The sequence below is a fragment of the Acidiluteibacter ferrifornacis genome (assembly GCF_009909615.1).
Lineage (GTDB): Bacteria > Bacteroidota > Bacteroidia > Flavobacteriales_E > Vicingaceae > Acidiluteibacter > Acidiluteibacter ferrifornacis.
Genome location: NZ_WWNE01000007.1, coordinates 221196 through 245188 on the forward strand (window position 1 = coordinate 221196; position 23993 = coordinate 245188).

A 23993-nucleotide genomic window follows, 5' to 3' on the forward strand; every position below is an offset into this window, starting at 1 on the left:
TAATGCAAGAACAAGAACTAATAGAAAAGTGTATCAAAGGACATCGAATTTCACAAAGGAAATTGTATGACACCTATAAAACTCCAATGTATACACTGGCCTATCGCATTACCAATAGTTTTGAGGATGCCGAAGACGTATTGCAGGAAGGATTCTTAAAAGTGTTTAGAAATTTAAACAGCTTTAAAAATGATTCCAAGCTTTCTACTTGGATTCACACCATCATTGTTCGGACAGCATATCGAAAAATAAAAGACACTATAAATTATAAAACAACAGACATTCTTGAAGATGAAAGTCTTTTAGAAATCGTTTACCCTTCTGATGTTGACTATTTAGAAAAGGCCATTCAGAGTTTACCTGATGGCTATAGAACCGTATTTACGCTTTATGAGATTGAAGGATATAAGCACCATGAAATTGCTGAATTGCTAGAAATCTCAACTAGCACTTCTAAAACACAATTGAGAAATGCTAAAATAACACTGAGAGATCAACTTAAAAACTTTTCAATCAATGGATAAAAATAAGCCAATTCTTCCGGAGTATAGTCCAAGCGAGAACGTTTGGAATGCTATTGAAAATGAATTAAACAACAAGGAACTACTTGGCGCGTTGCCTCAATATAGTCCTTCAGAAAAAGTATGGAATAAGATTCAACCTTCGGAAAAGGGTCGAATTATTACTCTTACTAATATTCTAAAAATAGCAGCATCTTTTGTCTTCATTATTGGAGTCGGTTACTTGATTGCATTACTAAATCCGCTGAACAAGGAGAAAGGGGCAATCACATACTCAGAGGAGTGGATAGAGCCTATTGACTATGGAAATTGGAATTTGGAAGAAGACAGAAACATTGCATCATTGATTGAACAAAAAGAAACCGAGACCCCTCTACTCTTAAAATCAGAAGAATATAATTTATTAAAAAAGGAATACAACAACCTTTTAGAATCAAAACAAGAGATTTTAAACGAAGTGAATCCATACAACGAAAACGTAGAATTAGAATTGATCCTTACACGAATAGAATTAGAAAAAAGTTCGATCGTGAGAAGTTTAATTTCTTTCCATACAACTTAATAACAAAACGATGAAATTAATAAAACAGCTTCTTATACTGATTGTTCCTTTGCTTGTTTCGATGCCACTTATCGGACAAATTAAAGTGTACAATGTAGAGTCTACTATTGTCAGGGAATTTGAAATAGGTGCCAAAACATACTTCTCTATTATAACCAACAAAGCAGATATTAAAGTAATTACTACAACTGAGGAATTGATAAAAATAACTACCGTATTGAGCTCGAAGAATGAGAACAAACAATTGGCTGAAAATGATTTAAAACTGCAAAAACACATTATCCATAAAAAATCGAACACCATTTCAATCGTCAACTATGTGGAAATAACCAATGGTGGATCAAAACCCACCTCTAACCTTCAAACTACTTTTATAATTGAAATACCTCATTCTGTGATCGGTGAATTTAAAATCAAAAATAATTTCGGAAAAATTGAATTTTCTAACGTAGCCGCCAAAGCAATTATTGAAAGTAAATTTTGTCCAATTACTATAACGAATTATGAAGGCAGCTTAAAATTAGATTCTTATTATGGAGATGTGAGTTTAAATAATATTGAAGGCAAACTCGCCTTATCTACCAAGCATTCCAAATTGAACATTGAAAACCATAATGGCGACTTTATCTTGAAGTCTAGTTTTTCAAAGATCAACCTGATCAATATCAATCCAAAACAGACCTCAACGATTGAAGACGATCATTCAGAAATCAATTTATCTCAAACCTGTTTGAGTTGTAATTACATATTATTTGATTTAGAGAAATCTGAATTTAATTTTCCAAGTACTGCCACTGTCAGCTATTCATTAAAAGAAGAATTCAAAATTACAGGTTCACTTTTCAATTCCAAACCAACGCGGATTATTGACATTAAGTCCAATACAGGTATCGTATCATTAAAAGCAATTTCAAAATAAATCTTCTATGCTACTCAAAAAACACATTTCTATCCTTTTTCTGCTAATCGGCTTGAACGGCTTCGCACAGAACGACACTATAAAAATTACCAATCGATTGGACTCCAATTCTACGCAATACTTAACCCCGATGGAATATGCTTTTATGTTTCATGAAGATACGCCGTGGATGCTGAAAGCTGCTATTAATTCTAGACATAGCTTTTACTTAGCCTTTGAGAAAAGAATTAAGGGTGTGTTTACCGCAAACATTTCTTTAGAATATACTGACAACATAGGAATTGCAAACCTCCACCCAATCAATTACTATTTAGGTGCAAGATTGGCTGCAAGATATTACTATAAAATGAAACAACGAAACAAAAATAAAAACACTCCCTTTTCTTTATCAGGAAATTACTTTTCTTTAGGATATGATTTATTTAACTTGACGAGGACCAATCAAAATACTAGTAATCATAATATTTTTATAAAGTGGGGGATGCAAAGACGCTATTTAAAAAATGGATTTATTGATTTTGGACTTAAAGCTTCTCGCAACATAGGTGATAAAAATTCCAACATTTTTAATATCTCTACTGAAACTTCAATTGGAGTTGCTTTTGCAAAAGATAAATCATCTCTAAACTTTGATAGACTCTGCCCTGTAATTCAATGTCATGAATCTGAACGTTCTATTTTTAAATTTAACCTTTCAAATATTCTTTCTTCAACTATTTATAATCATTCTGCTAGTTTTTTTATTAATCCAAACCTAACACATGAATTGAAGTTGGGTGCCTCTCCATTTTCAATTAACAACACTATTGACATTAGTTTGTATTTAATAGGATTAAATAAAACTTCATTTGGTTATATCAATTATCGCTTTGAAGAACGATATTACTTCAACTTAAAAAATAGAATCCTTAAAGGTAAAACTGGAAACGGACTTTCAGCAGAGTATCTATCACTTGGATTTAACAATTACTACTCCAGTAATTCCTATTTAAGTGCTATTAAGATAGAAAAAGAAAATGGAATGGATAATTTCATTTTCTTACACCCTCAACTTACTATTGGTACTCAGCGATTTGTAGGCAAACATTTTTATTACGATATGAGTATTGGTATGGCTTTTCCTAATTTAATTATTAATGCTCCTAGTATATATAATCAATCTGATGCTGAACTTATAATCAATAACAAAGTAGGTTTTCGATTTTAAATCGCCTAGCATTTAACAATACTCAAAAAGACTTTCAAAATAACAAATCTATGCTACTCAAAAAACACATTTCTATACTATTCCTGCTAATCGGCTTGAACGGTTTTGCACAGAATGATACTATAAAAATAACCAATGGATTGGACTCCAATTCTACCCAATACTTAACTCCAATAGAATATGCTTTTATGTTTCATGAAGATACGCCGTGGATGCTGAAAGGAGGAGTGGATTCTAGAGAAAGTCTTTTCTTGGCCTTTGAAAGAAGAATTAAAGGTGGATTCACTGCAAACTTTTCATTAATGTATGCAAATAGATTACCCTACTCTGGCTACAGTAACGTACTTATTGCCAATATTGCTGCGAGGTATTATTACAATATGAGACTCCGTAATAAAAGTAGGAACACCCCATTTAATTTATCTGGCAATTACTTTTCTCTGGGTTATGAAATAAAAAATAACGGAACTTCAAATGAAAAAATTACAAGAAACAGTATAGAATATATAAATGCCGAAAGAGGACTTAATTCTACCTATTTTCTAAAATGGGGAATGCAACGCCGTTATTTAAAGAACGGTTTTATTGATGCCGGCATCAAGGCTGCATATAGCTCAAACGGAGATTATTACAACAGCTTTCAATTGCATTCAGAAACCTCTATAGGATTAGCATTCGCAAAAGACAAATCATCATTAAATGACAAAAAATTGTGTTCTGTTATTAAGTGTTTTGAATCTGATCGATCTGTTTTTAAATTTAACATTACAGATTTATTTGAATTTCAAACAACAACTGATTACAGTAACTTTTGGCTAAATCCTGAAATTTCTTATGAAGTAAAACTGGGAAAATCACCTTTTTCAATTAGTAATACAATAAAATCTAGTATAGATTTTTACTTCAACCCTTATAAAAATGATAATGGAAATGTAACGCCGGGGACAGCTCATATTAACCAATCCGAACCTGATTACCATTATTTGTTAGTAAACATCGGATACTTGTTCGAGACAAGGTATTATTTCAATTTAAAAAATCGAATTCTAAAAGGAAAAACAGGGAATGGATTATCGGCTGACTATATTTCTTTGGGTGTTTATAACTACTACCAAAACAATGACTACATAAACTATACAAGTTCGGCTTTAAGAGGTGGTGATCATTTTAATTTTTTACAACCTCAACTCAACATCGGTACACAACGTTTTGTTGGAGATCGATTCTTTTATGATTTAGGAGCTGGAATCCGATTTACAGATCTTTTAGATAAAGTTCATCCAAGTAATAATCGATCTGGTGCAGAAGTTCTATTAAGAAGTAAAGTAGGTTTTCGATTTTAGCAGTGTTAATTAATTCAGCAAATTTTAGATAATTGGTTCGTTTTCAAAAAAAGTCCTTAGTGCTGCAGAGCACTAAGGATTTACCTTTTTGTATCGCCTGAGTGAGCCGAACCCTCGTCCAAAAGAGGACCTATTGAGTTATTATTGATGCAATTGTTTTAGAATTATAGAATAAACCAACTACTCAAACAACCTCGCATGAGCTACTAAATCAGGAAAAAAGGCATCAAATTCTGCTAAATATTGCGCTTCGTCTTTCCGCAGGTATTCGGCAGCTAATTCCATTTTGGAGCCTTTGATTGTTCTTCTGGACATCCCACTTAACGCTCGGTCTATACCTTCTATTTTTCGGTAGTTGTACAGCCAATTGTCACGCTCCATATAACTGAACATAAATGCTGCTTTTTCAGGAATTAGATAATGAAATTCATTGACAACTTCGTAAACATTTATGGTAAAATCCTTCAAACTTTTCTGGGAATAATCATTCCATCGTTTGGCCAATAAGTAATCGTAAAATACGTCAACTATAACGGGAGAAAACTTATGAAAGATTGGACGCAACCGCTTTTTGCTTTCCAACACTACCGGGTGCTCATCGGTAAAGGTATCAATGGCTCTGTGCTGTAGCACTCCTTTCTGAATGGATTCTGGAAAATCTAAATATTGATTACCTACGATGTGATCAGCAATAAAATTGCCAACCATCCGTCCTTTATCGCCATTAGCGAGGTAAAAATGGGCTAAATAATTCACGTTTTAAAGATAGTTTTTTAATGATTGTGATTGACATGATTAATTTATTCCTAACCACAAAGAACGCTAAGGGTTTCGCTAAGTGCACAAAGAACAATTTAATTATGAATTCATTGCTAGATTGATACATTGTTACATTGATTCATTAATTTTGCTGCGTGTATACGACCCAAGAAACCATTTGTGCATTAGCTACTCCATCGGGCTCAGGAGCCATAGGAATCATTCGATTATCAGGACCTAAAGCGTATGAAATAGCCAACACTATTTTTCACGGAAAAGACCTTACCAAACAAGCCACTCATACCATCCACTTTGGAACAGTAAGAGACGACAATAAAATCATCGATGAAGTATTGGTGAGTTTATTCAAAGGTCCTAACTCATACACTGGAGAGGATAGTGTTGAAATTTCTTGTCACGGTTCTTCTTTTATTTTAGGAAAAGTGATCGCACTTTGCCTGAAAAATGGAGCTCGTTTTGCCAAAGCAGGTGAATTTACACAACGAGCATTCGTCAACGGCAAATTAGATTTAGCACAAGCGGAAGCTGTAGCTGATCTGATAGCTTCGGAATCAGAAAGTGCTCATGAGTTGGCTATGAATCAAATGCGTGGAGGGTTTTCAGACAAAATCAAAACCTTGCGTGATGAGCTGATTCATTTTGCCTCTTTGATAGAATTGGAACTTGATTTTGGTGAAGAGGATGTTGAATTTGCGGATCGAGATGATTTGAAAGAGTTAGTTGATCGATTAACTGTTGTTCTTTATAATTTAATTCAATCTTTCTCTGCAGGAAACGTATTGAAAAACGGCGTTCCTATTGCCATTGTTGGTGAACCCAACGTTGGAAAATCGACTTTATTGAATGCCATATTAAACGAAGAACGTGCCATTGTATCAGACATAGCCGGAACCACTCGTGACGCCATAGAAGATGAAGTAAATTTGGGCGGTATAATTTTCCGATTTATTGATACTGCAGGACTTCGTGAAACCACAGACGTGGTAGAAAATATAGGAATTACTAAAACCTACCAAAAAGTAGATCAAGCTACCGTGATACTATATTTGGTTGATGCGAAGAAGAGTACCAAAGAAGAAATTCAGAAAACTGTTGCGACTATTCAAGCGCGAATTGTGGACACCAACAAGCGACTAATCGTTGTTGCCAATAAATTAGAAAATGAGCTGAATGATAAGAAAGAAGTTCCGACGGCTATTCTAGACAAGTTTGAAGGATTGGATGAAGTCCATTATTTATCAGCATTGCAAAAAACAAATGTTGAAGAGTTATGCGCCCATCTAGTGGAATTGGTGAAAAGCAATATCGTATCCAACAGCGATGTTACCGTGAGTAACTACCGCCACTATGAAGCGCTTTCTAAAGCTTATGAAGCATTAATGAAAGTAACCGAAGGCTTGGCAGTCAACATTACTGGAGACTTCTTGGCCATGGACATTCGTCAATCGCTGCATTACTTAGGGGAGATTACTGGTGAAATTACCACCGATGATTTGTTGGGTAATATCTTTAGTAAGTTTTGTATCGGAAAGTGATTACTTTTCATTTGGTTAGCTAATCCCTTCTTTTAGTGCATTTTAGGCTGTTTTTCTTTCTCTTATTTGTTACTGATTTGCCTATTTTTTCGTATCTTTCGTTACTAATTTGTTACTAAGAACACCATTTTTGTTTCTAGCAACAGATTAGAAGTATCAAGGGGGAGATTATGTTACATGCAGATACATTCTGATACATAGCGATACACCCTGATACAGAAACACGAAAGAGAGAGAACATGAGTAGCAATCTTCGTATTCCAAAAATCTGTCAGGATTGTGGTAGCGATTTTATCGCCAAAACCACCGTTACTCAATATTGCAGTGACAGATGTGCTAAGCGAGCTTACAAGAAGCGCAAGCGCAAACAGAAGGTTGAAGCTGTTCCCACCCTTTCTCAGCAAAAGGTCAATCACTCCAAAGAGATAGTTGGCGACAAGGAATTTCTAAGCATTAAAGAAACCTGTCAGCTATTAGGCACAAGCAGAATGACAATATACCGCCAGATCAAGAGCGGGACAATCCCTGCGGCCAAGGTTGGAGCCCGTACCATTATTAAGAGAACCGATATTGAAAAACTGTTTACAGCATGAAAGTAACATTGAGAGAACGCCACCAGGGCGGCAAGATCAGCCTATACCTTGACTACTACCATAAGGGCAAACGCAAAGCTGAGTATCTGAAACTATACATTGAGCCTAACCCGAAAAGCAAAGCTGAAAGGGAACTCAACAAAAAGACTATGCAGCTTGCAGAATCAATCCGGGCTAAACGCCTGATTGAAATTCAAAACGGTGTGTATGGCTTCAGAGACAATGAAAAGCTTAAAAGCAGTTTCCTAGAGTACATTCAACTCTTAACCAACAAGCGGCACAGCAGCAAAGGCAACTACGGGAATTGGGACAGTATGCTCAAACACTTGAAAGGCTACATTCCTTATGACAAGACCTTTGAAGAAATAGACCGACAGTTTGTAATGGGTTTCAAGGAATATCTTGACCATGATGCTAAGAAGTCAAGCGGTCAACCGCTTTCCCAAAATTCAAAGTACTCCTACTTCAACAAGCTAAGAACAGCACTCAAACAAGCAGTTAAAGACGGTATCATTCCAAGCAATCCAAGTGAAGGAGTTGAAGCATTTAAGCAAGGCGAACCTCAGCGAGAGTTTCTAACCTTAGAAGAATTACAATCTGCAGCACAAGCGGAATGTGAAATTCCTGCGATTAAGACAGCCTTTTTATTCTCCACTCTTACAGGTTTAAGATGGTCCGATATTCAGAAGCTACTTTGGTCAGAAGTACAGCATTCAAATGATATGGGCTACTATATTCGATTCAGACAGCAAAAGACTAAAGGAGCAGAAACCTTACCCATTTCAGAACAAGCCGTTGGCTTGCTCGGTGAAAGACAAGACAAAGACGAACGAGTATTCAAAGGATTGAAATACTCCTCTTGGCACAATGTGAAGTTGCAGCAATGGATGATGAGAGCAGGAATCAGCAAGACCATTTCATTTCACTGTGCGAGACATACCTACGCTACTTTACAGCTTTCAGCAGGTACAGATATTTACACAGTTTCAAAGCTCTTAGGTCATAGAGAACTGAAAACCACCCAGATTTATGCCAAAATCATTGACGACAAGAAGAAAGAAGCTGCGAACAAAATCAAATTAGACCTATGAGCAATACATTATTCAGCAGTTTTAGAGACTTCATTCACAATGGTAAAGAGCCTTGGAAGGCAAACTTCACAAAAGCCAAATACAATGAACAAGTCCTTGCATTGGCTATTCCTACCTACAACACACAACCATTATATGAACTCACCTTTCCAGACCCATTGACTGAAAAGGCCAACTATTACAAAAAGCTCATAGATCAATACGCAGTTCAAGAGTTGAACAGCTTTCACAGCATTGTTTCTGAATCCAAAGACAAAGCGAGACTTTACCAAGTGTATTTCCCACTCTCCCGAACATTACCAGGTCTAATGAACGACCTCAACAATACGCTTGAAACATTGGATCTCACCAATCCAAAATATGAACCTGATGCAAACGGTAGAATCAACCTGACTGATGAATACGATAACTCGTATATCCTCCACTACTTAAAGCATGAACTCATTCGCATTTACCTTGAAGTCATTGAACACTATCCTGATTATGCGAAAGATGCTGAGAAGGATGTAAACAAGCTGTATATCAAATTCTATAAGCACGTTCAACCTCCTGTGCCGGTTATCACAGATGCTCCTACCCTTGAGATTGAAAAACCAATAGCTGAGCAAAAGGTAAAGGCTACCGATAAAGCCTTACAAGTAATGAAGCGAGACTTTAGAACCGAGAAGGATTCTATTCTCAGCTACAAAGAAGTAGTTAAGGACGGCAGCAAATTCGCCCTATTTGAAGAGAAGCTATTCCAAAGTGGCTTTATTGATTCAGAGTACAATGCCATTGAATCGCACGGCTCTAAAGGGAAACTAGCAGCGATCTATCACAGGATTATTGAGAAAGGATATTTCAATGAAAGAACCTTTCAGCCCATGAAGCCAATCCAACCCACTGACATTCGGGCTTTCTTGGATTACCGCTACAATACCAACCTCAGTCAGCAATTCAGGAGATACAAACAGAACGAAGAAAAGCACAAGGAATACCTCGACAGCCAGTATTGGTTAGACAGCCTTCCGACCCTTCGTTAATCCGCTTCATTTTGTCCTGATTTTTAGTATGGTAAAGTCGCTCGATTTTACCAATACAAATTACCACTTCATTTCATAACATTCTGTTATTCAATGGTTTTTGCTGTGTCAAATTACCATTGAGCACCTTACCATTTGCCTTTATTTTCCTTTGGTCTTGTCAACGGAAATCGTTGGTGACTTTAGCGCTGAAGTCTTTTTCAAATTTTCAAAATCCAATAAAAATGGAAGAGATTTTAAAAAGACTAGAAATAATAGAAAAACACGTATTAGACCAAAATCTAATACTAAAGAATGTGCTCAATTTTAATGAAGCTGCAAAGTTCATTGAAGTATCGCATTCGCACCTGTACAAGCTCACCAGCTCGGGTAAAGTGCCATTCTATAAACCGAATGGCAAGAAGATCTACTTCAACCGACAAGAGCTAGAAGAATGGTTGCTACGCAACAGAAATGAAACGGACGCTGAGATAGACCAAAGAGCAGCAGATTATCTAATCAAAAAAGGGAGAGTGAAGCTATGAGTGAGTTGATAGACATGATCCTGAAGCTCTCTCAGGAAATCAAATGGATTAGAGCCTACTTAGGTCAATTTCAGAAGAGCCAATTGGAGCATTTCAAAGATGCTTGGATTGATGGACAAGATGTAATGATGGCTTTGCATATCAGCAAGCGCACACTACAGACTTTGCGTGACAATGGAACACTGCCATACAGCCGAATCAATGGCAAGTTCTACTACAAGGTTTCTGACTTAGAGAAACTACTTGAATCCAATTACTCAACCTTTAAAAGCAAGAGCCATGGAAATAAGTAGAGAGTCAGTCCTAGAGAGAACGCACTACGGGCTTAATATCTACGCCCATGTGCTTCGCAAATACTATCCGGGTGAAACAGTCCTTTCCCTTGCGGGAAGGGACTGCAAGCCTGCAAAGAATCCTTTCAACAACTCAAAGGCTACCCTTTGGATAAAGATTGTAGAAGGAATGGCCACCCATGTAGATACCGAAAGAGCCATTGAAAACGGTGATGCGTTTGACTTTGCGGCACTTCATTTCAAAGTCCAGGGACAAGCCCTATACGATTTATTGAATGAAGAAATGCACCTGCGAATTGACACCAAGCACCCGTTCTATGACTATAAGGAATTTGACAAAGAGAAAGAGCCAGTAACTAAGAAGGAAGAAATCAAGATTCCTGTATTCAGCTACTTCAAAAAGCCAATTACCAATGTCAATCCTTATGGAACCAAGAGCTTACTTGAAGTTTACGAACTGATTAAAAGCGATACTTTCAAAGCTCACACAGCAAAGCTGCGTTCGCTTACTGATGTAAAAGAAGCACGCAAATACAAAGCCTTCAGCTTTGATTACGTGACCTTCTCAGGCGCATTCTCTTCGAGAAGCGACAAAAACCTGAAAGCACATTCAGGATTGATAGTGATTGACTTTGACCACCTTGAAGACCTAAACGGTCTCAAGGAGCAATTACTGAACGATAAGCACTTTGATACAGAACTACTCTTTACCTCACCCTCAGGTGATGGGTTGAAATGGGTCATTACTATCGACATTCAGGAAGCCGATCACCAAACATGGTTCAAGGGCATAGCCAACTACCTCAACGCAACTTACCAGTTGCAAGTAGATGAATCAGGCAAAGACATTTCAAGAGCCTGTTTCCTACCCCATGACCCAGAGATATTCATTAATTCAAAATACTTAGGACAATGAGAGAGAAATTCAATTTGAACGATTGGGTAGATACACCCAAGCAACAAGCAATAGATACAGAACCAAAACAAGAAAGCACCATTAAAACAAGTAAAGCACAAGCCAAGCAAGAAGCACCTAAGCAGTCGGTTGAGCTTACTGAAGTAGAAACAGTAGTTGCTAAACTTGAAGAAGCACAGCAAGACATTACAGGCACTTACAGCGATTGGCGAAACGTTGGTTTCGCTTTCGCTGATGAGCTAGGCGAATCAGGTCGAGACCTGTTTCACCGTGTCAGTAGGTTTCATGGAGACTACAATCAGAAAGAATGTGATGAGCAGTTTGACAAATGCCTACAATCTAAAGGGCATGGAATCAATATCAGCACCTTCTTCTATTTGGCGAAACAGGCAGGAATCAAGATAGGCAAAGCAGAAAGCACCATTGAAGTTAAGCCAATGGATATGCCAACTATTCCTGATTCGGTATTTCCGCAACTTCCTGAGTTTCTGCAAAACGTTACCATGTACGCCAATTCTAGTGAAGAAAGAGACATTCTCCTATTGGGTGCAGTGGTTTGTTTAAGCGCATGTATGCCCAATGTTTACGGTATTTATGGCAATAGCAAGGTTCACCCCAATCTGTTTGTATTTGTTACAGGAAGAGCCTCAGCAGGTAAAGGCGTATTGAATCATTGCAAGCACTTAGTAAATCCAGTACACCATGATTTGAGAGAACAGGCCGCCAGAGCCAAACAGGAATACGAAATAGAATTGGCAGCTTACAACCAATCCAAAGGATCTGACACCAGTGTACAGAAACCAGCTAAACCACCTGAAATGATGCTCTACATTCCTGCCAACAATAGCAGTACAGGAGCCTATCAACTATTGGCCGACGGTGGCGGCAAAGGATTGATATTTGAAACAGAAGGCGACACGCTTGCCCAATCTTTCAAATCAGATTATGGAAACTACTCAGACGGATTCAGGAAAGCCTTTCACCATGAAACCATTTCCTATTTCCGCAGAACCGATAAGGAGTTTGTAGAGATTGAAAAGCCTTGCATTTCTGCAATGCTATCAGGTACACCCAAGCAAATCACCAGTCTTATTCCTAGTTCTGAAAACGGCTTATTCAGCCGCTTTATGTTCTATTACATGAATACGAAATATGAGTGGTTAGATGTATTCGCCAACACGGAAAGCGGAGCATTGGAAGACTATTTCAAAGGGCTTGGCGATACCTTTTATGAATACTACAAATACCTGAAAGCCACACCGCCAATTTGTTACAAATTGTCTCCAGGGCAGCAAAAAGAGTTCAATCAATACTTCGCTCAGATGCAACAGAAATATCTTGCTTTGCTCGGTGATGATTTCTTAGGCTCTATTAGGCGTTTAGGTTTAATCACCTTTCGCTTATCCATGATTTTCACTGTCCTCAGGAGCTTTGAAACAGGTGAAGCTGCAAACCCTTTGGTTTGCGCTGATGAAGATTTTCAAGCTGCGCTTTCAATCATTGCAGTATTGATGAAGCACTCTAGCCATATCTTTTCAGAATTACCAGAAGAAACCCAATTGCCTATTCATAAGACCACCAAAGAACAATTCTTTGATGCCTTGCCCCCAACCTTCAATAGGCAAGCCTATTTGAAGTTGGCCGAAACATTGGGTATCAATCCAAAAACGGCAGAAGGCTACATAGGGCAATTCAAAAAGAAAGGATTGATTCACCACCCCAGGCAAGACCACTACACCAAATCAGGAAAGTAGGAATCTTAGGAAGTTAAGGAAACCAAGGAAGTAAAAGCCGTTTCGGCTTTACTTCTGTAGGTTCGACCATTCCATAAAGAATAAACACTTATGGTCACTTTAAGGAATTTGTTCCTTGATTTCCTGAGTTTCCTTAAAATCCTTATCACTTACCGAGTGATATTTCTTCTTTTTCTTAGCCTTTCTCTTCTCTTAATTTCTTAAATTGGCCAAATATTGACAAGTCATAAATTAACAGGTCATGCAATTTGGTGAACGGATAAAAGAGCTACGTGAGAGTAAAGAACTTTTGCAACGCCAACTAGCCGCTAGTTTAGAAATAGATACTCCTATGTACAGTAAACTAGAACGGGGTGAAAGACGAGCCAAAAGAGAACAAGTGCTCTTGCTTGCAGACCTCTTAGATGCTGATGTTCACGACCTTCTAACCATTTGGTTGGCAGATCAGGTGTATGACTTGGTAAAGGATGAAGAAGATGCTCAAAAAGCCCTTAGAGTGGCGGAAGAGCGGGTAACATATAAAACTCAAAAGAAACGATAATGCAGCTATTTGAGCATGTAAAAGAAGTACTATCTAAGAACGAGTCATTCTGTAAAGATGGTAAGCTATTTAAGAACAATGTGGTAGAAGCCGCCTTAAAATTAGATGCTGAACTACTCACTATCTTATTGAAGGATGACACCACCAAAAAGCATTTTTTCACCACCGTTGAAGGTGTCCAGGTGTTTGATAAAGTGAAGTTCCAACAGTTTGTATCCAACAAACAGTTCTTACCCGATAGTTACACTACTTTCAAAAACAAGATTGGCCTTACTGCAAATGGTGAATACCTAACAGAAGCCAATGAAGTAGTACTTGATTTTCCATATAAAGACTGTGTACTAGAAGGCGGCCAAACCAAAGAAGACCAAAAGAGAAAAGAGATATTTTGGAATGAAACCTTAGCAGGTGATGAAATAGACCGATTGTTTGAGCCAAAAGTCTTGACCAATTGGAAGAGATACGACAAGAAGGGTGAACATGCGCCAACGTCAGTTTCTGACAAGGATAACCTTATGATTAAAGGCAATAACCTGATTGCTATGCATTCACTAGAAAGTAGGTTCAAAGGAAAGGTGAAATTGATTTATATTGATCCACCCTACAACACAGGTAAAGATGGATTCCAGTACAATGACAGGTTCAGCTTATCAGCATGGTTAGCATTTCTTTCAAATAGACTTGAAATAGCTAAAAGACTATTATCAAATGAAGGAGTAATTTTCATTCAAATAGATGATAAATACAAAGATTATTTGAAGGTACTGCTTGATGGATTATTCAAAAGGGAAAACTTTATTTGTAATATTATTTGGAAAAAAAGGGGCGGGGCACCCAATGATAAAATTATAGGTTCAACACATGAAAATATTTTACTATACTGTAAAAGCCCAAACTATTCCTTAAATAAAAAACCTCGTTCAGAAAAGCAGTTGAGCCGATATGGAAACCCTGATAATCACCCTAAAGGAAAATGGGCTTCAGATAACTTGATGGCAAATGTAAAAGGGGGAAGATTTGTTCAGTCTCTTCATTTTCCTATTAAAAACCCTAATACAGGTGAAGAATTTCTACCCTCTTCAAATGGGAATTGGAGATTCAATAAAGAAAGAATTGATGAATTACTAAAAAATGATGAAATCTATTTCGGAGCAGATGGAAAAGGTCGCCCAAAACTTAAGCGTTTTTTAAGTGATTTAAAGGATGATGGAGTGTCAGTAGCCACAATATGGGATGATGTGCCTCAAAACAATACAGCCTCTTCCGAAATTGAGAAGCTATTTGGATCTGTAAATGAATTCGACACACCGAAACCTGAAGGATTGATAGAGAAAATCATAACTATTGGTTCTAACGAAAATGACATAGTACTTGACTTCTTTGCCGGTAGTGGAACAACAGCTGCAGTTGCACACAAAATGAAAAGGCAGTTTATCACGATTGAGCAAATGGACTATGTAGAATCGGTGACCAAATTGAGATTGAAAAAAGTAATTGAAGGCGAACAAGGGGGTATTTCAGAAAAGGTCAATTGGAAAGGTGGTGGCTCATTTGTTTATGCGGAATTAGCTGAAAATGCAGCAAGCTACATTTCTAAAATAGAAGAACTTAAAAGCAGTAAAGATGCGGTTGCCTTATGGAATAAATTAAAAGAAGAACCCTTTATTTCCTACCGTGTATCACCTTCTGAATTTGATGCCAACATTGATTCTTTTGAACAATTAGAGCTTGATGACCAGAAGAAATTATTGATCTCTACCATTGACAAGAATCACTTGTACATAAACTACGCAGATATTGAAGACAAGACCTACAATATCTCAGATGCAGACAAAAAGTTGAACCTTCAATTCTATAATCGATAAGCTATGAAACAAGACATAATTTCAGGTCTTACACAGACTTTTGAAGACTATGCCAATAAAACGGATAGCGGTATTGAGTTTTGGCTAGCGAGAGATTTACAACACTTGTTGGGCTATTCTAAGTGGGACAACTTCTTAAAAGTCATTCACAAAGCAAAGACTTCATGTGAAGCCAGTGGCAACGATATTGACGACCATTTTGCTGAAGTCGGGAAAATGGTCAATCTAGGTTCAGGTTCTCAACGTGAAGTTCAGGATTTTATGCTTACACGCTATGCCTGTTACCTCATTGCTCAAAACGGAGATCCAAAGAAAGAAGCGATAGCATTTGCACAAAACTACTTTGCAGTACAAACCCGCAAGTTGGAGATAATAGAGCAAAGAATAAAAGATTGGGAACGTCTGCAAGCAAGAAGCAAACTCTCTTTGTCTGAAAAGGAGTTGAGCACCCTAATCTTTGAAAAAACAGGTAGCGACAGAAACTTCGCTCTTATCCGAAGCAAAGGCGATACTGCCCTATTTGGTGGCAACTCTACCAAGCAAATGAAAAAACGTTTGGGCGTTCCTGACAATAGACCACTTGCAGACTTTCTACCAACCATTACCATTAAAGCTAAAGACTTTGCTACTGAGATTACCATTTTCAATACAAAAGAAAAAGGACTTTCCAGTGAAAGAAGTATTTCAGCAGAACACATTACCAACAACCGCTCGGTAAGAAAAATACTCTTAGATAGAGAAATTGTACCAGAGAACTTACCGCCCGAAGAAGACATTAAGAAGTTGGAACGCAGAGTTAAATCTGAAGAAAAGAAATTAGGCAAAAGTCAAGGCTCCTTAAAAGACAATAAAGATGAGTAGTCAAACCCTAGAACAAAAGATTTCAGCAGGGTTTGAAATGGGCGTTCCTCGTCCTGAAATTCCTGCATATATAACCACGAATCTTAATCCAAAGTTTGAGCTTCGCCCCTATCAAGAAGAAGCCTTTTCAAGGTTTATCTTTTATACCGAGAAATATCCGGGAAAGATTTTACCTACTCAGCTATTGTTTCACATGGCTACAGGTAGCGGCAAAACCATGATGATGGCAGGCTGTATGCTTCACCTATATGAGTTAGGCTACAGAAACTTTATATTCTTTGTAAACAGCAATACCATTATTGAGAAGACCAGAGATAACTTCTTGAATGATGCTTCCACAAAATACCTCTTTGCAGAAACGATTTCTATTGCGGAACAAAAGATCAATGTCAAAGAAGTAGATTCATTTGAAGGGGTAAATGAAGACGATATAAACATAGTCTTCACCACCATTCACGGTTTACATTCAGACCTGAACAATCCCAAGGAAAACAGTCTCACCTATGAAGATTTTGAAGACAAGAAAATTGTCCTGATTTCTGATGAAGCCCACCACATAAACGCAGATACCAAAAACAGTAAGAAGCTGACCAAAGGAGAGTTGGAAGACAAGTTGAGTTGGGAAAAGACTGTGACCAAAATCTTCAACGCTTCAAAGGATAATTACCTCTTAGAGTTTACTGCAACAGCAGACTTGGCCAATGCAGCCATTGCAGAAAAGTATAAGGATAAACTCATTTTTGATTACCCATTAAAGCAATTCAAGAAGGATTTATATTCCAAAGAAGTAAAGATTCTACAAGCGGAGATAGATCCCTTTCAAAGAGCATTACAGGCTATTATTCTGAACCAGTACCGCAGAAAAGTATTTGAAAAGAATGGTTGGCACATTAAGCCAGTTGTACTCTTCAAATCCAAAAAGATTGATGAAAGTGCAGCTTTCTTTGCAGAGTTTGTGGAAGGGATTAAATCCCTGTCCAAATCAGATATTGATAAAGTCTATGCTGCCAACACGAACAACGCCATAACAGAAGCAAAATCATATTTTGAATCCAATGGGGTTACTATTGCAAACCTGATTCAAGAGTTGAAAGAAGACTTCTCAGAAGACAAATGTATTTCTGTTGACAGCAAGTCTGATTCAGAAGAAAAGCAGCTCATAATCAATAGCCTAGAAGATGAAAACAACGAATACCGTGCGGTATTCGCTGTTGACAAACTCAATGAAGGTTGGGATGTACTCAACCTATTTGATATTGTAAGGCTTTATGATTCCAGGGATGCTGACACAAAAACAGGAAAAGTTGGAAAGACTACCATGTCAGAAGCACAGCTAATTGGTCGTGGTGCTCGTTACTGTCCTTTTAAGTTGTCAGAAGACCAAGACAAGTACAAAAGGAAATATGATAAGGACCTTACCAACCCACTCCGTATTTGTGAAGAGCTGTACTATCATGCAGCCTACAATCCTCGTTACATTTCTGAACTGAATAAAGCACTTGAAGACATTGGCCTAAAAGACACAAAAACCAAGCAGGTAGAATTGTTCCTGAAACCTGAGTTTAAAGAAACAGACTTCTACAAGAGCGGCCTAGTCTATGTGAATGAAAAAGTGCCTAACCAACGTGAAGAAGTAAAAGAACTGCCAAAACACCTGAGAGATAAGGTTCATAAGGTAAAACTCGCTACAGGCTACACCAGTGTAAGCATTGCTTTTCAATCTTCAACTGACAACCTTCAAAGAGACCAAAAGACCTACAAGCTCAGTGAGATTGATTATAGAATCAGACTGAAAGCATTGAGCAAGCTCAAATTCTATCGCTTCAACAACCTAAAGAAGCACTTTCCTCATTTAGATTCAGTTGAGCAGTTTATTACAGATGATAGCTATGCCAATACCATTTCAGTTGAGCTATCCGGCACAAAAGAACAGGTAGAGTCTCCTACTCCAGATATGTTCCTTGAAGCCTGTATTCAAGCCTTTGATGATACCGCCAAACAGATTCAAAGCAATGCCATTGATTTTGTTGGTTCTAAATCCTTCAAGCCTAAAGGCTTGCCGTATTTGTTCAAGGACAAAGTATTGAATATTACTGTAAATGAAGATGGTGATGCAGAATATGGCCGTTCACAGAAAGAACCTAGCAATGCAGACCTTCTCATTGATTTAGGGCAAGAAGAATGGTACGCACACAATGATAACTACGGTACTTCAGAAGAGAAATACCTTGTCAAGTTTATCAAGCAAGCACATACAGAACTATCAAAGGAATATGAAGATGTGTACCTACTCAGAAATGAAAGATTCTTCAAGCTGTTTGCCTTTGATGATGGCCGTGCAGTAGAGCCTGATTTTGTGCTTTACCTGAAAAAGGAAGTTGAAAAGAAGTACCTATTCTATCAAATATTCATTGAACCAAAAGGTCAGCACCTTATCAAGAATGATGAATGGAAGCAGGAATTTCTAACACAGATAGAAGAAGAATACGAACTCGAAACAGTTTTTGAAAATAAGGAATACAAATTGGTGGGAATGCCATTCTACAATGAGACTTTGACAAGGACAGATTTTGAGAAGAAACTACAAGAGTACTATGGAAAATAGCCTCACCCCAAATCAAAGTGAATTTCTACTCTACGTTTCCCAGAGCGGTGATGTAAAGGTAGATGTATTGCTACAGGATGAAACCGTATGGCTTACCCAAAAGGGAATGCAGGAGTTGTTTGAAAAAGCCAAGTCCACCATTTCCGAGCACATTACCAATGTATTTGAAGAAGGTGAGTTGGAAGAAGAAGTGGTTGTTCGGGATTTCCGAACTACCAGTCCACATGGAGCCATAAAGGGTAAAACTCAGGAAAATACCGTAAAGTATTACAACCTTGATGTGATTATCTCAGTAGGCTATCGGGTAAAGTCTCAAAGGGGTACACAATTCCGCATTTGGGCAACTAAGATATTGCGAGAGTATATTATCAAAGGCTTTGCCATGGATGATGAACGCCTCAAGCAAGGTTCTGCCCTATTCGGTAAAGATTACTTTGATGAATTGCTTGAACGTATCCGTGAGATACGAGCCAGTGAAAGACGATTTTATCAAAAAATCACGGACATATATGCCCAGTGCAGCATTGATTATGACCCCAAAGCGGAAATTACCCAAACCTTTTATAAGACGGTTCAAAACAAACTGCATTGGGCTATTACAGGCCACACCGCAGCGGAGCTAATCAAAGGTCGAGCGGATTCCAAAAAGCCAAAAATGGGTTTGACCACATGGAAAAATGCTCCCAAAGGCAAGATTCTAAAAACAGACGTTTCAGTAGCAAAAAACTACCTGAGTGAAAAGGAACTGAAAGAACTCAACCGAATCGTGACCATGTACCTTGACTTTGCCGAGCTACAAGCCGAAAAACAAAACCCCATGAAAATGGTGGATTGGGTCAGCCGCTTAGATGCCTTCTTGCAGTTCAATGACTACAAGGTGCTAAAAGATGCAGGTAAAATATCGGCTTCCATTGCCAAGCAATTAGCTGAAAAGGAATACAGCAAATACCGAGTAGTACAAGACAAGGAGTTTGAATCTGACTTTGATAAAGAAGTGAAGCGAATCACCAAAAAGGGAAAGAAAAAGTAAACGCCTATGCAGAAGAACCAAGAGCTATTTTTCAATGTACTTAAATTCGATTGGCCTACAGAAGCACTAAAATTTCACTTCTTCGGAGATGAAATACCAGGAGCAGAACGAATCTTCCATTCGGTAGTTCCTGATGAAATCAAAGAGCAATTTCCAAACCTTGGCAGCCAAGAGCAAGAACACCTTTACACCACCTATACGGTGGCTAATGAAGGTTCTGTAAGCGTTTCGCTCAATCTAAGCGAGAGCAAATACAGTTTCGCAAAGCGATACTTCAATTGGCTCATTCGCAATCACTTTTTGAGTAAAGAAGATACTTTGGTTCGCTCTACTTTCATTTCAGATACCAATGTTTGGATTCCTGCAACCAAACAGCCCTACACCGATTTTACAGTCTATGAAAAGTACACGCTCAAGGTTCAAATCAAGCACTTTAGCGGTTACCCTGAAATCCTGCTTTCCTTTGATGGCAGGTCAAAAGTCTTTAAACAGCCAGCCAATGAGTTAATCCATTCTGTAAGTGCCGCAGCTTTCAATTGGGTGATGTATGATGGGGCTATTCAGAAATGGGATGATTTACAAGAAGCAGATGAAGACATAGACAATGCAGAAGTGTTTCCGGTACTCAATGCAGATATTGAAAACGCCATGGGTTATCCTTATGAACCGATCAAACCTACCAACAAGTATTCTGATTATTTAGACCTGATTGTTAAGTTCTACAAGCAGTATATCAATGTTGAAGACTTCAAAAAGGTCATAGACCTGCACAAGAGTGGCTTTATCAAAGTAAAGCCCACTTCTATTGATTCCACCTCAGAAGAAAGTAATGAATTGCTCTTTGGCAATGGCAATACCGAGAAAGTACCCTACACAGGAATCAAGCTGCATAAACCCTACAAGAAAAGCCCCCATTCAGCCGTCAACCTATTCTATATCTTCCATGAAGATGATTACGAAACAGTCAAAGACCTTAACAGTCGTTTCAAAAATGGTTTCGGCTTCTTTAAAGGCTTAGAGCGGTTTGCCAAAATCATGTTCCATACGCAGGAAGGGTTCAGCATTCGTTTTAAGGACAGGGATAATCCAATTGAGCAGATAGAAGAAATACTAACCAAGAGAACCTTTGACCCTGCGGTACAATACATAGCAGTTTATATCACACCATTTGGCAAGTTTGATACTGACAAGCAACACCGAGAAATCTACTATCAGGTCAAAGAACTCTTGCTCAAAAGGAACATTACTTCTCAGGCCATAGACCCTGCCAAGATGGAAGAACAAGGTGAAGATTGGGTATATAGCTTACCCAACATTTCAATTGCCATGCTCGCAAAGCTCAATGGCATTCCTTGGCAACTCAAACAGACAGAACAAAGTGAATTGATTGTAGGTATTGGAGCTTTCCTTCATAAAGAAGAAAACATTCAGTACATAGGTTCGTCTTTCAGCTTCACCAATCATGGCCGCTTCAATCGCTTTGAGTATTTCATGAAAAATGAGATTGATGTACTTGCAGGTTCAATAGCTGATTCAGTTCGTCAGTATGCAGCGGCACATGGCGAACCTTCCAGGCTCATAATCCACTTCTACAAAACCATGAGTAGAGCGGAAATTGAACCCATACAGCATGAGCTAAAGAATCTTGGCTTAGACATTCCGGTATTCATTATCACAATCAATAAAACCGAATCAAGAGACATATTAGCATTTGACAAGAAATGGAACGGTAGAATGCCTATGAGTGGCACGTTTATCAATTTGGGCGGTAAGCAGTATCTGTTGTTCAACAGTACCAGGTATGCCACTTCATTACCCAAGCCCAAAGACGGCTATCCATTTCCCGTAAAGCTCAAAATTGATTGTACAGATAGGGAAGAATTGAAAGATACGAAAGTGATTAAGAACCTGATAGAACAAGTCTATCAGTTCAGCAGAATGTATTGGAAATCGGTACGCCAACAGAACTTACCAGTTACGATCAAATACCCTGAAATGGTGGCTCAAATCGCCCCACATTTCAACGCAAACGACATTCCCGAATATGGTAAAACGAATCTTTGGTTCTTATGAAACAAAATGAACTATTACACATCAAAAACATGGTTTGTCCCCGCTGCATAATGGCAGTAAGGGACGAGCTCAACGAACTCGAAATTCAATTTCAGGATGTTCAATTAGGTCAGGTCATTCTTTCAGATCCTATTGACAAGCAAAAACTCAAATCGCTTAGCAATCAATTGAATGCTTTAGGATTTGAGTTGCTCGAACCAGGAAAGTCAGTACTGATCTCTAAAATCAAAACCGTAATTATTGAACAAATTCATCACGAGCAAGAACCCCTTTCCATCAACTTTTCTTCTTTAATTTCGGATGAACTGAACCATGAATACACATACTTGAGCAGGCTATTCTCCTCCGTTGAAGGGATTACCATTGAGAAATTCATTGTCCTTCAAAAAATTGAAAAGGTCAAAGAGTATTTGATTTACAACCAAATGACCTTATCAGAGATTGCCCTAGAAATGAACTACAGCAGTGTAGCGCATCTTTCTGCTCAGTTCAAGAAAGAAACGGGAATGACCCCTACTAAATTCAAAGGTCAATCGAGTCACCATAGAAAGCCCTTAGATAAGATCTGAGCATAATTTCATAAACCAAAGTCAATATTGTGTAACGTTCAAAGACAGCTGATTTCCCAATTTTGTGATCCCAAAAAAGGATAAGCAATGCATAGTAGAACATACAAAATTGAAGGAATGACCTGCGGTGGATGTGTAGCAAGTGTAAAAAATCAATTGTTGACAGCTTCTGAAATCAAAGAAGCTCATGTTCAGCTTGATTTCCCACAGGCACAGTTGAATTTAAATGAACCCATTGCTCTTGAATTTCTACAAGCACTTGTCAAGAAAGCGGGAGATTATTCCATATCGGAAACTCCTTCTGTGCAGGAAAAAACAATAGATCAACTTCCAAATAAGTCTACAAGTACATAAAAGCCACTATTGCTTATTGTTTCATTTATAGCAGCCGTTACTGCACTCTCACAGTTTCCTTTCGCCTCATTTTCAACAATGCTATGGATGCGTCATTTTATGGCGGGCTTTTTCATTGTCTTCGCCTTTTTTAAACTATTAAACCTAAAAGGCTTTGCAGACTCCTACAAAATGTATGACATAATTGCTGCTAGATGGTCGGCTTGGGGATATATCTACCCCTTCGTGGAATTAACCCTTGGAGTTTTATATTTAATTAACCTGGCACCACTTGCAACGAACATCAGTACTGCCATTATTTTAGGAGTAAGCAGTATTGGAGTTATAAAGAGCAACCTTGATAAGAAAAAAATCAGATGTGCCTGCCTTGGAGATGTATTTAACTTACCCATGAGTACTGTAACCATTGTCGAAGATTTAACCATGGTAGGAATGGCCGTATTTATGCTTTTTAGTTACCAAATCTTGTAAACCAAAGTCAAAATTCTGTAAAACACTCAATTTGTAATTTCGTATCTTTGAAAATCTTGAAAAAAGTAATTGCCATATCACTCGCTTTACTCATGTTGGTTTCCAACATTGGTTTTGCTATGAATACACATTTTTGTGGCGGTCAAGCGGTAGAGACTACTTTTACCCTGGGCTTAGGAAATCCTGACTGCGGCATGGAAGATATGGAACAGGAATGCGAGAACATGCCATCTGAAGAAGAGCAGATTAAAGCTAAGCCTTGCTGTGAAAATCAGCATCAAGTCATTCAAACAGATGACATTGCAAAAACTCAGCCCTCTACATCTGTAGTTAATCCTTTTTTCTTTGCTGCCTTTGTTCAGGTTTTTATACAACCTCTGTTCTTTGTTGACAAAGGGCAATCACTATATCCAGAATATCCCCCTCCCTTCTTTGAAAGAGACGTTCAAGTTCTTTTTCAAACCTTCTTGATTTAAGCCATTAATACAATTTGAAACTCTCGGTCAATAGATCGCTGAGCAATTTGGCATTTCTTGCCATTGAACATTCCTTTTCTGTTCAATC

Annotated in this window: 24 protein-coding genes; 23 read left to right on the plus strand and 1 reads right to left on the minus strand. The window is 38.0% G+C overall.

What is annotated here, in order from left to right:
- Positions 1 to 2: 2 nt before the first annotated feature.
- From GQN54_RS09720 to GQN54_RS09740, 5 genes are read left to right on the plus strand one after another with little or no spacing between them, the layout of a single operon-like run.
- The gene (locus GQN54_RS09720) at positions 3 to 524 is read left to right on the plus strand and encodes an RNA polymerase sigma factor (protein WP_160633346.1); all 522 of its coding nucleotides are present in this window, start codon (positions 3 to 5) and stop codon (positions 522 to 524) included.
- Positions 517 to 1083, plus strand: a complete 567-nt coding sequence (locus GQN54_RS09725; protein WP_160633347.1) for a hypothetical protein — start codon at positions 517 to 519, stop codon at positions 1081 to 1083. Before GQN54_RS09720 ends, GQN54_RS09725 begins: the two co-directional genes overlap by 8 nt.
- Positions 1084 to 1093: 10 nt before the next feature.
- Positions 1094 to 2002 (plus strand): DUF4097 domain-containing protein, encoded by a 909-nt coding sequence (locus GQN54_RS09730; RefSeq protein ID WP_160633348.1) that lies wholly within the window; start codon positions 1094 to 1096, stop codon positions 2000 to 2002.
- A gap of 7 nt (positions 2003 to 2009) precedes the next feature.
- Positions 2010 to 3209, plus strand: a complete 1200-nt coding sequence (locus GQN54_RS09735) for a hypothetical protein (protein WP_160633349.1) — start codon at positions 2010 to 2012, stop codon at positions 3207 to 3209.
- A gap of 50 nt (positions 3210 to 3259) precedes the next feature.
- A complete protein-coding gene (locus tag GQN54_RS09740; RefSeq protein WP_160633350.1) occupies positions 3260 to 4552 on the plus strand; it encodes a hypothetical protein in 1293 nt (430 codons plus the stop codon).
- A gap of 180 nt (positions 4553 to 4732) precedes the next feature.
- Here the strand turns inward: GQN54_RS09740 and GQN54_RS09745 are convergent, their stop codons facing one another.
- Positions 4733 to 5308, minus strand: coding sequence for an acyl carrier protein phosphodiesterase (locus tag GQN54_RS09745; protein WP_160633351.1), 576 nt, complete (start codon positions 5306 to 5308; stop codon positions 4733 to 4735).
- A gap of 158 nt (positions 5309 to 5466) precedes the next feature.
- Between GQN54_RS09745 and mnmE the strand changes: the two genes are divergently transcribed.
- The 18 genes from mnmE to GQN54_RS09830 all read left to right on the plus strand — a co-directional run bounded on the left by mnmE (position 5467) and on the right by GQN54_RS09830 (position 23905).
- Entirely contained in the window at positions 5467 to 6867 is a 1401-nt protein-coding gene (gene mnmE, locus GQN54_RS09750) for a tRNA uridine-5-carboxymethylaminomethyl(34) synthesis GTPase MnmE (RefSeq protein ID WP_160633352.1), read from the plus strand.
- A 239-nt stretch (positions 6868 to 7106) separates the two neighbouring features.
- Positions 7107 to 7460 (plus strand): helix-turn-helix domain-containing protein, encoded by a 354-nt coding sequence (locus tag GQN54_RS09755; RefSeq protein ID WP_160633353.1) that lies wholly within the window; start codon positions 7107 to 7109, stop codon positions 7458 to 7460.
- Positions 7457 to 8551 carry a site-specific integrase gene (locus GQN54_RS09760; RefSeq protein WP_160633354.1) on the plus strand — a complete coding sequence of 365 codons (1095 nt, stop codon included), beginning with the start codon at positions 7457 to 7459 and terminating at the stop codon, positions 8549 to 8551. Before GQN54_RS09755 ends, GQN54_RS09760 begins: the two co-directional genes overlap by 4 nt.
- Positions 8548 to 9573, plus strand: coding sequence for a hypothetical protein (locus GQN54_RS09765; RefSeq protein WP_160633355.1), 1026 nt, complete (start codon positions 8548 to 8550; stop codon positions 9571 to 9573). The genes GQN54_RS09760 and GQN54_RS09765 overlap by 4 nt, the downstream gene beginning before the upstream one ends.
- A gap of 224 nt (positions 9574 to 9797) precedes the next feature.
- The gene (locus GQN54_RS09770; RefSeq protein WP_160633356.1) at positions 9798 to 10097 is read left to right on the plus strand and encodes a helix-turn-helix domain-containing protein; all 300 of its coding nucleotides are present in this window, start codon (positions 9798 to 9800) and stop codon (positions 10095 to 10097) included.
- A complete protein-coding gene (locus GQN54_RS09775) occupies positions 10094 to 10390 on the plus strand; it encodes a helix-turn-helix domain-containing protein (protein WP_160633357.1) in 297 nt (98 codons plus the stop codon). Before GQN54_RS09770 ends, GQN54_RS09775 begins: the two co-directional genes overlap by 4 nt.
- Positions 10391 to 10559: 169 nt before the next feature.
- A complete protein-coding gene (locus GQN54_RS09780; RefSeq protein ID WP_235933028.1) occupies positions 10560 to 11306 on the plus strand; it encodes a BT4734/BF3469 family protein in 747 nt (248 codons plus the stop codon).
- On the plus strand, positions 11303 to 13060 hold the full coding sequence (locus GQN54_RS09785) for a DUF3987 domain-containing protein (protein WP_160633359.1): 1758 nt from the start codon (positions 11303 to 11305) through the stop codon (positions 13058 to 13060). The genes GQN54_RS09780 and GQN54_RS09785 overlap by 4 nt, the downstream gene beginning before the upstream one ends.
- A gap of 241 nt (positions 13061 to 13301) precedes the next feature.
- Positions 13302 to 13601 carry a helix-turn-helix domain-containing protein gene (locus GQN54_RS09790; RefSeq protein ID WP_160633360.1) on the plus strand — a complete coding sequence of 100 codons (300 nt, stop codon included), beginning with the start codon at positions 13302 to 13304 and terminating at the stop codon, positions 13599 to 13601.
- A complete protein-coding gene (locus tag GQN54_RS09795; protein WP_207554869.1) occupies positions 13601 to 15466 on the plus strand; it encodes a DNA methyltransferase in 1866 nt (621 codons plus the stop codon). Before GQN54_RS09790 ends, GQN54_RS09795 begins: the two co-directional genes overlap by 1 nt.
- A 3-nt stretch (positions 15467 to 15469) precedes the next feature.
- A complete protein-coding gene (dinD, locus tag GQN54_RS09800) occupies positions 15470 to 16327 on the plus strand; it encodes a DNA damage-inducible protein D (RefSeq protein ID WP_160633361.1) in 858 nt (285 codons plus the stop codon).
- A complete protein-coding gene (locus GQN54_RS09805) occupies positions 16320 to 18932 on the plus strand; it encodes a DEAD/DEAH box helicase family protein (protein WP_160633362.1) in 2613 nt (870 codons plus the stop codon). The genes dinD and GQN54_RS09805 overlap by 8 nt, the downstream gene beginning before the upstream one ends.
- Positions 18922 to 19962 (plus strand): virulence RhuM family protein, encoded by a 1041-nt coding sequence (locus GQN54_RS09810; protein WP_160633363.1) that lies wholly within the window; start codon positions 18922 to 18924, stop codon positions 19960 to 19962. The genes GQN54_RS09805 and GQN54_RS09810 overlap by 11 nt, the downstream gene beginning before the upstream one ends.
- A 6-nt stretch (positions 19963 to 19968) precedes the next feature.
- Complete coding sequence (locus GQN54_RS09815; protein WP_160633364.1) at positions 19969 to 22035, plus strand: Piwi domain-containing protein; 2067 nt, start codon at positions 19969 to 19971, stop codon at positions 22033 to 22035.
- Between the two features lie 50 nt (positions 22036 to 22085).
- Positions 22086 to 22604, plus strand: a complete 519-nt coding sequence (locus GQN54_RS09820; protein WP_235933030.1) for a helix-turn-helix domain-containing protein — start codon at positions 22086 to 22088, stop codon at positions 22602 to 22604.
- Positions 22605 to 22691: 87 nt separating this feature from the next.
- Positions 22692 to 22958, plus strand: a complete 267-nt coding sequence (locus GQN54_RS15450) for a heavy-metal-associated domain-containing protein (RefSeq protein WP_235933031.1) — start codon at positions 22692 to 22694, stop codon at positions 22956 to 22958.
- Between the two features lie 9 nt (positions 22959 to 22967).
- Entirely contained in the window at positions 22968 to 23429 is a 462-nt protein-coding gene (locus tag GQN54_RS15455) for a MauE/DoxX family redox-associated membrane protein (RefSeq protein ID WP_235933033.1), read from the plus strand.
- Between the two features lie 56 nt (positions 23430 to 23485).
- Positions 23486 to 23905, plus strand: coding sequence for an HYC_CC_PP family protein (locus tag GQN54_RS09830; protein ID WP_160633366.1), 420 nt, complete (start codon positions 23486 to 23488; stop codon positions 23903 to 23905).
- The last annotated feature ends 88 nt before the right edge of the window (positions 23906 to 23993 follow it).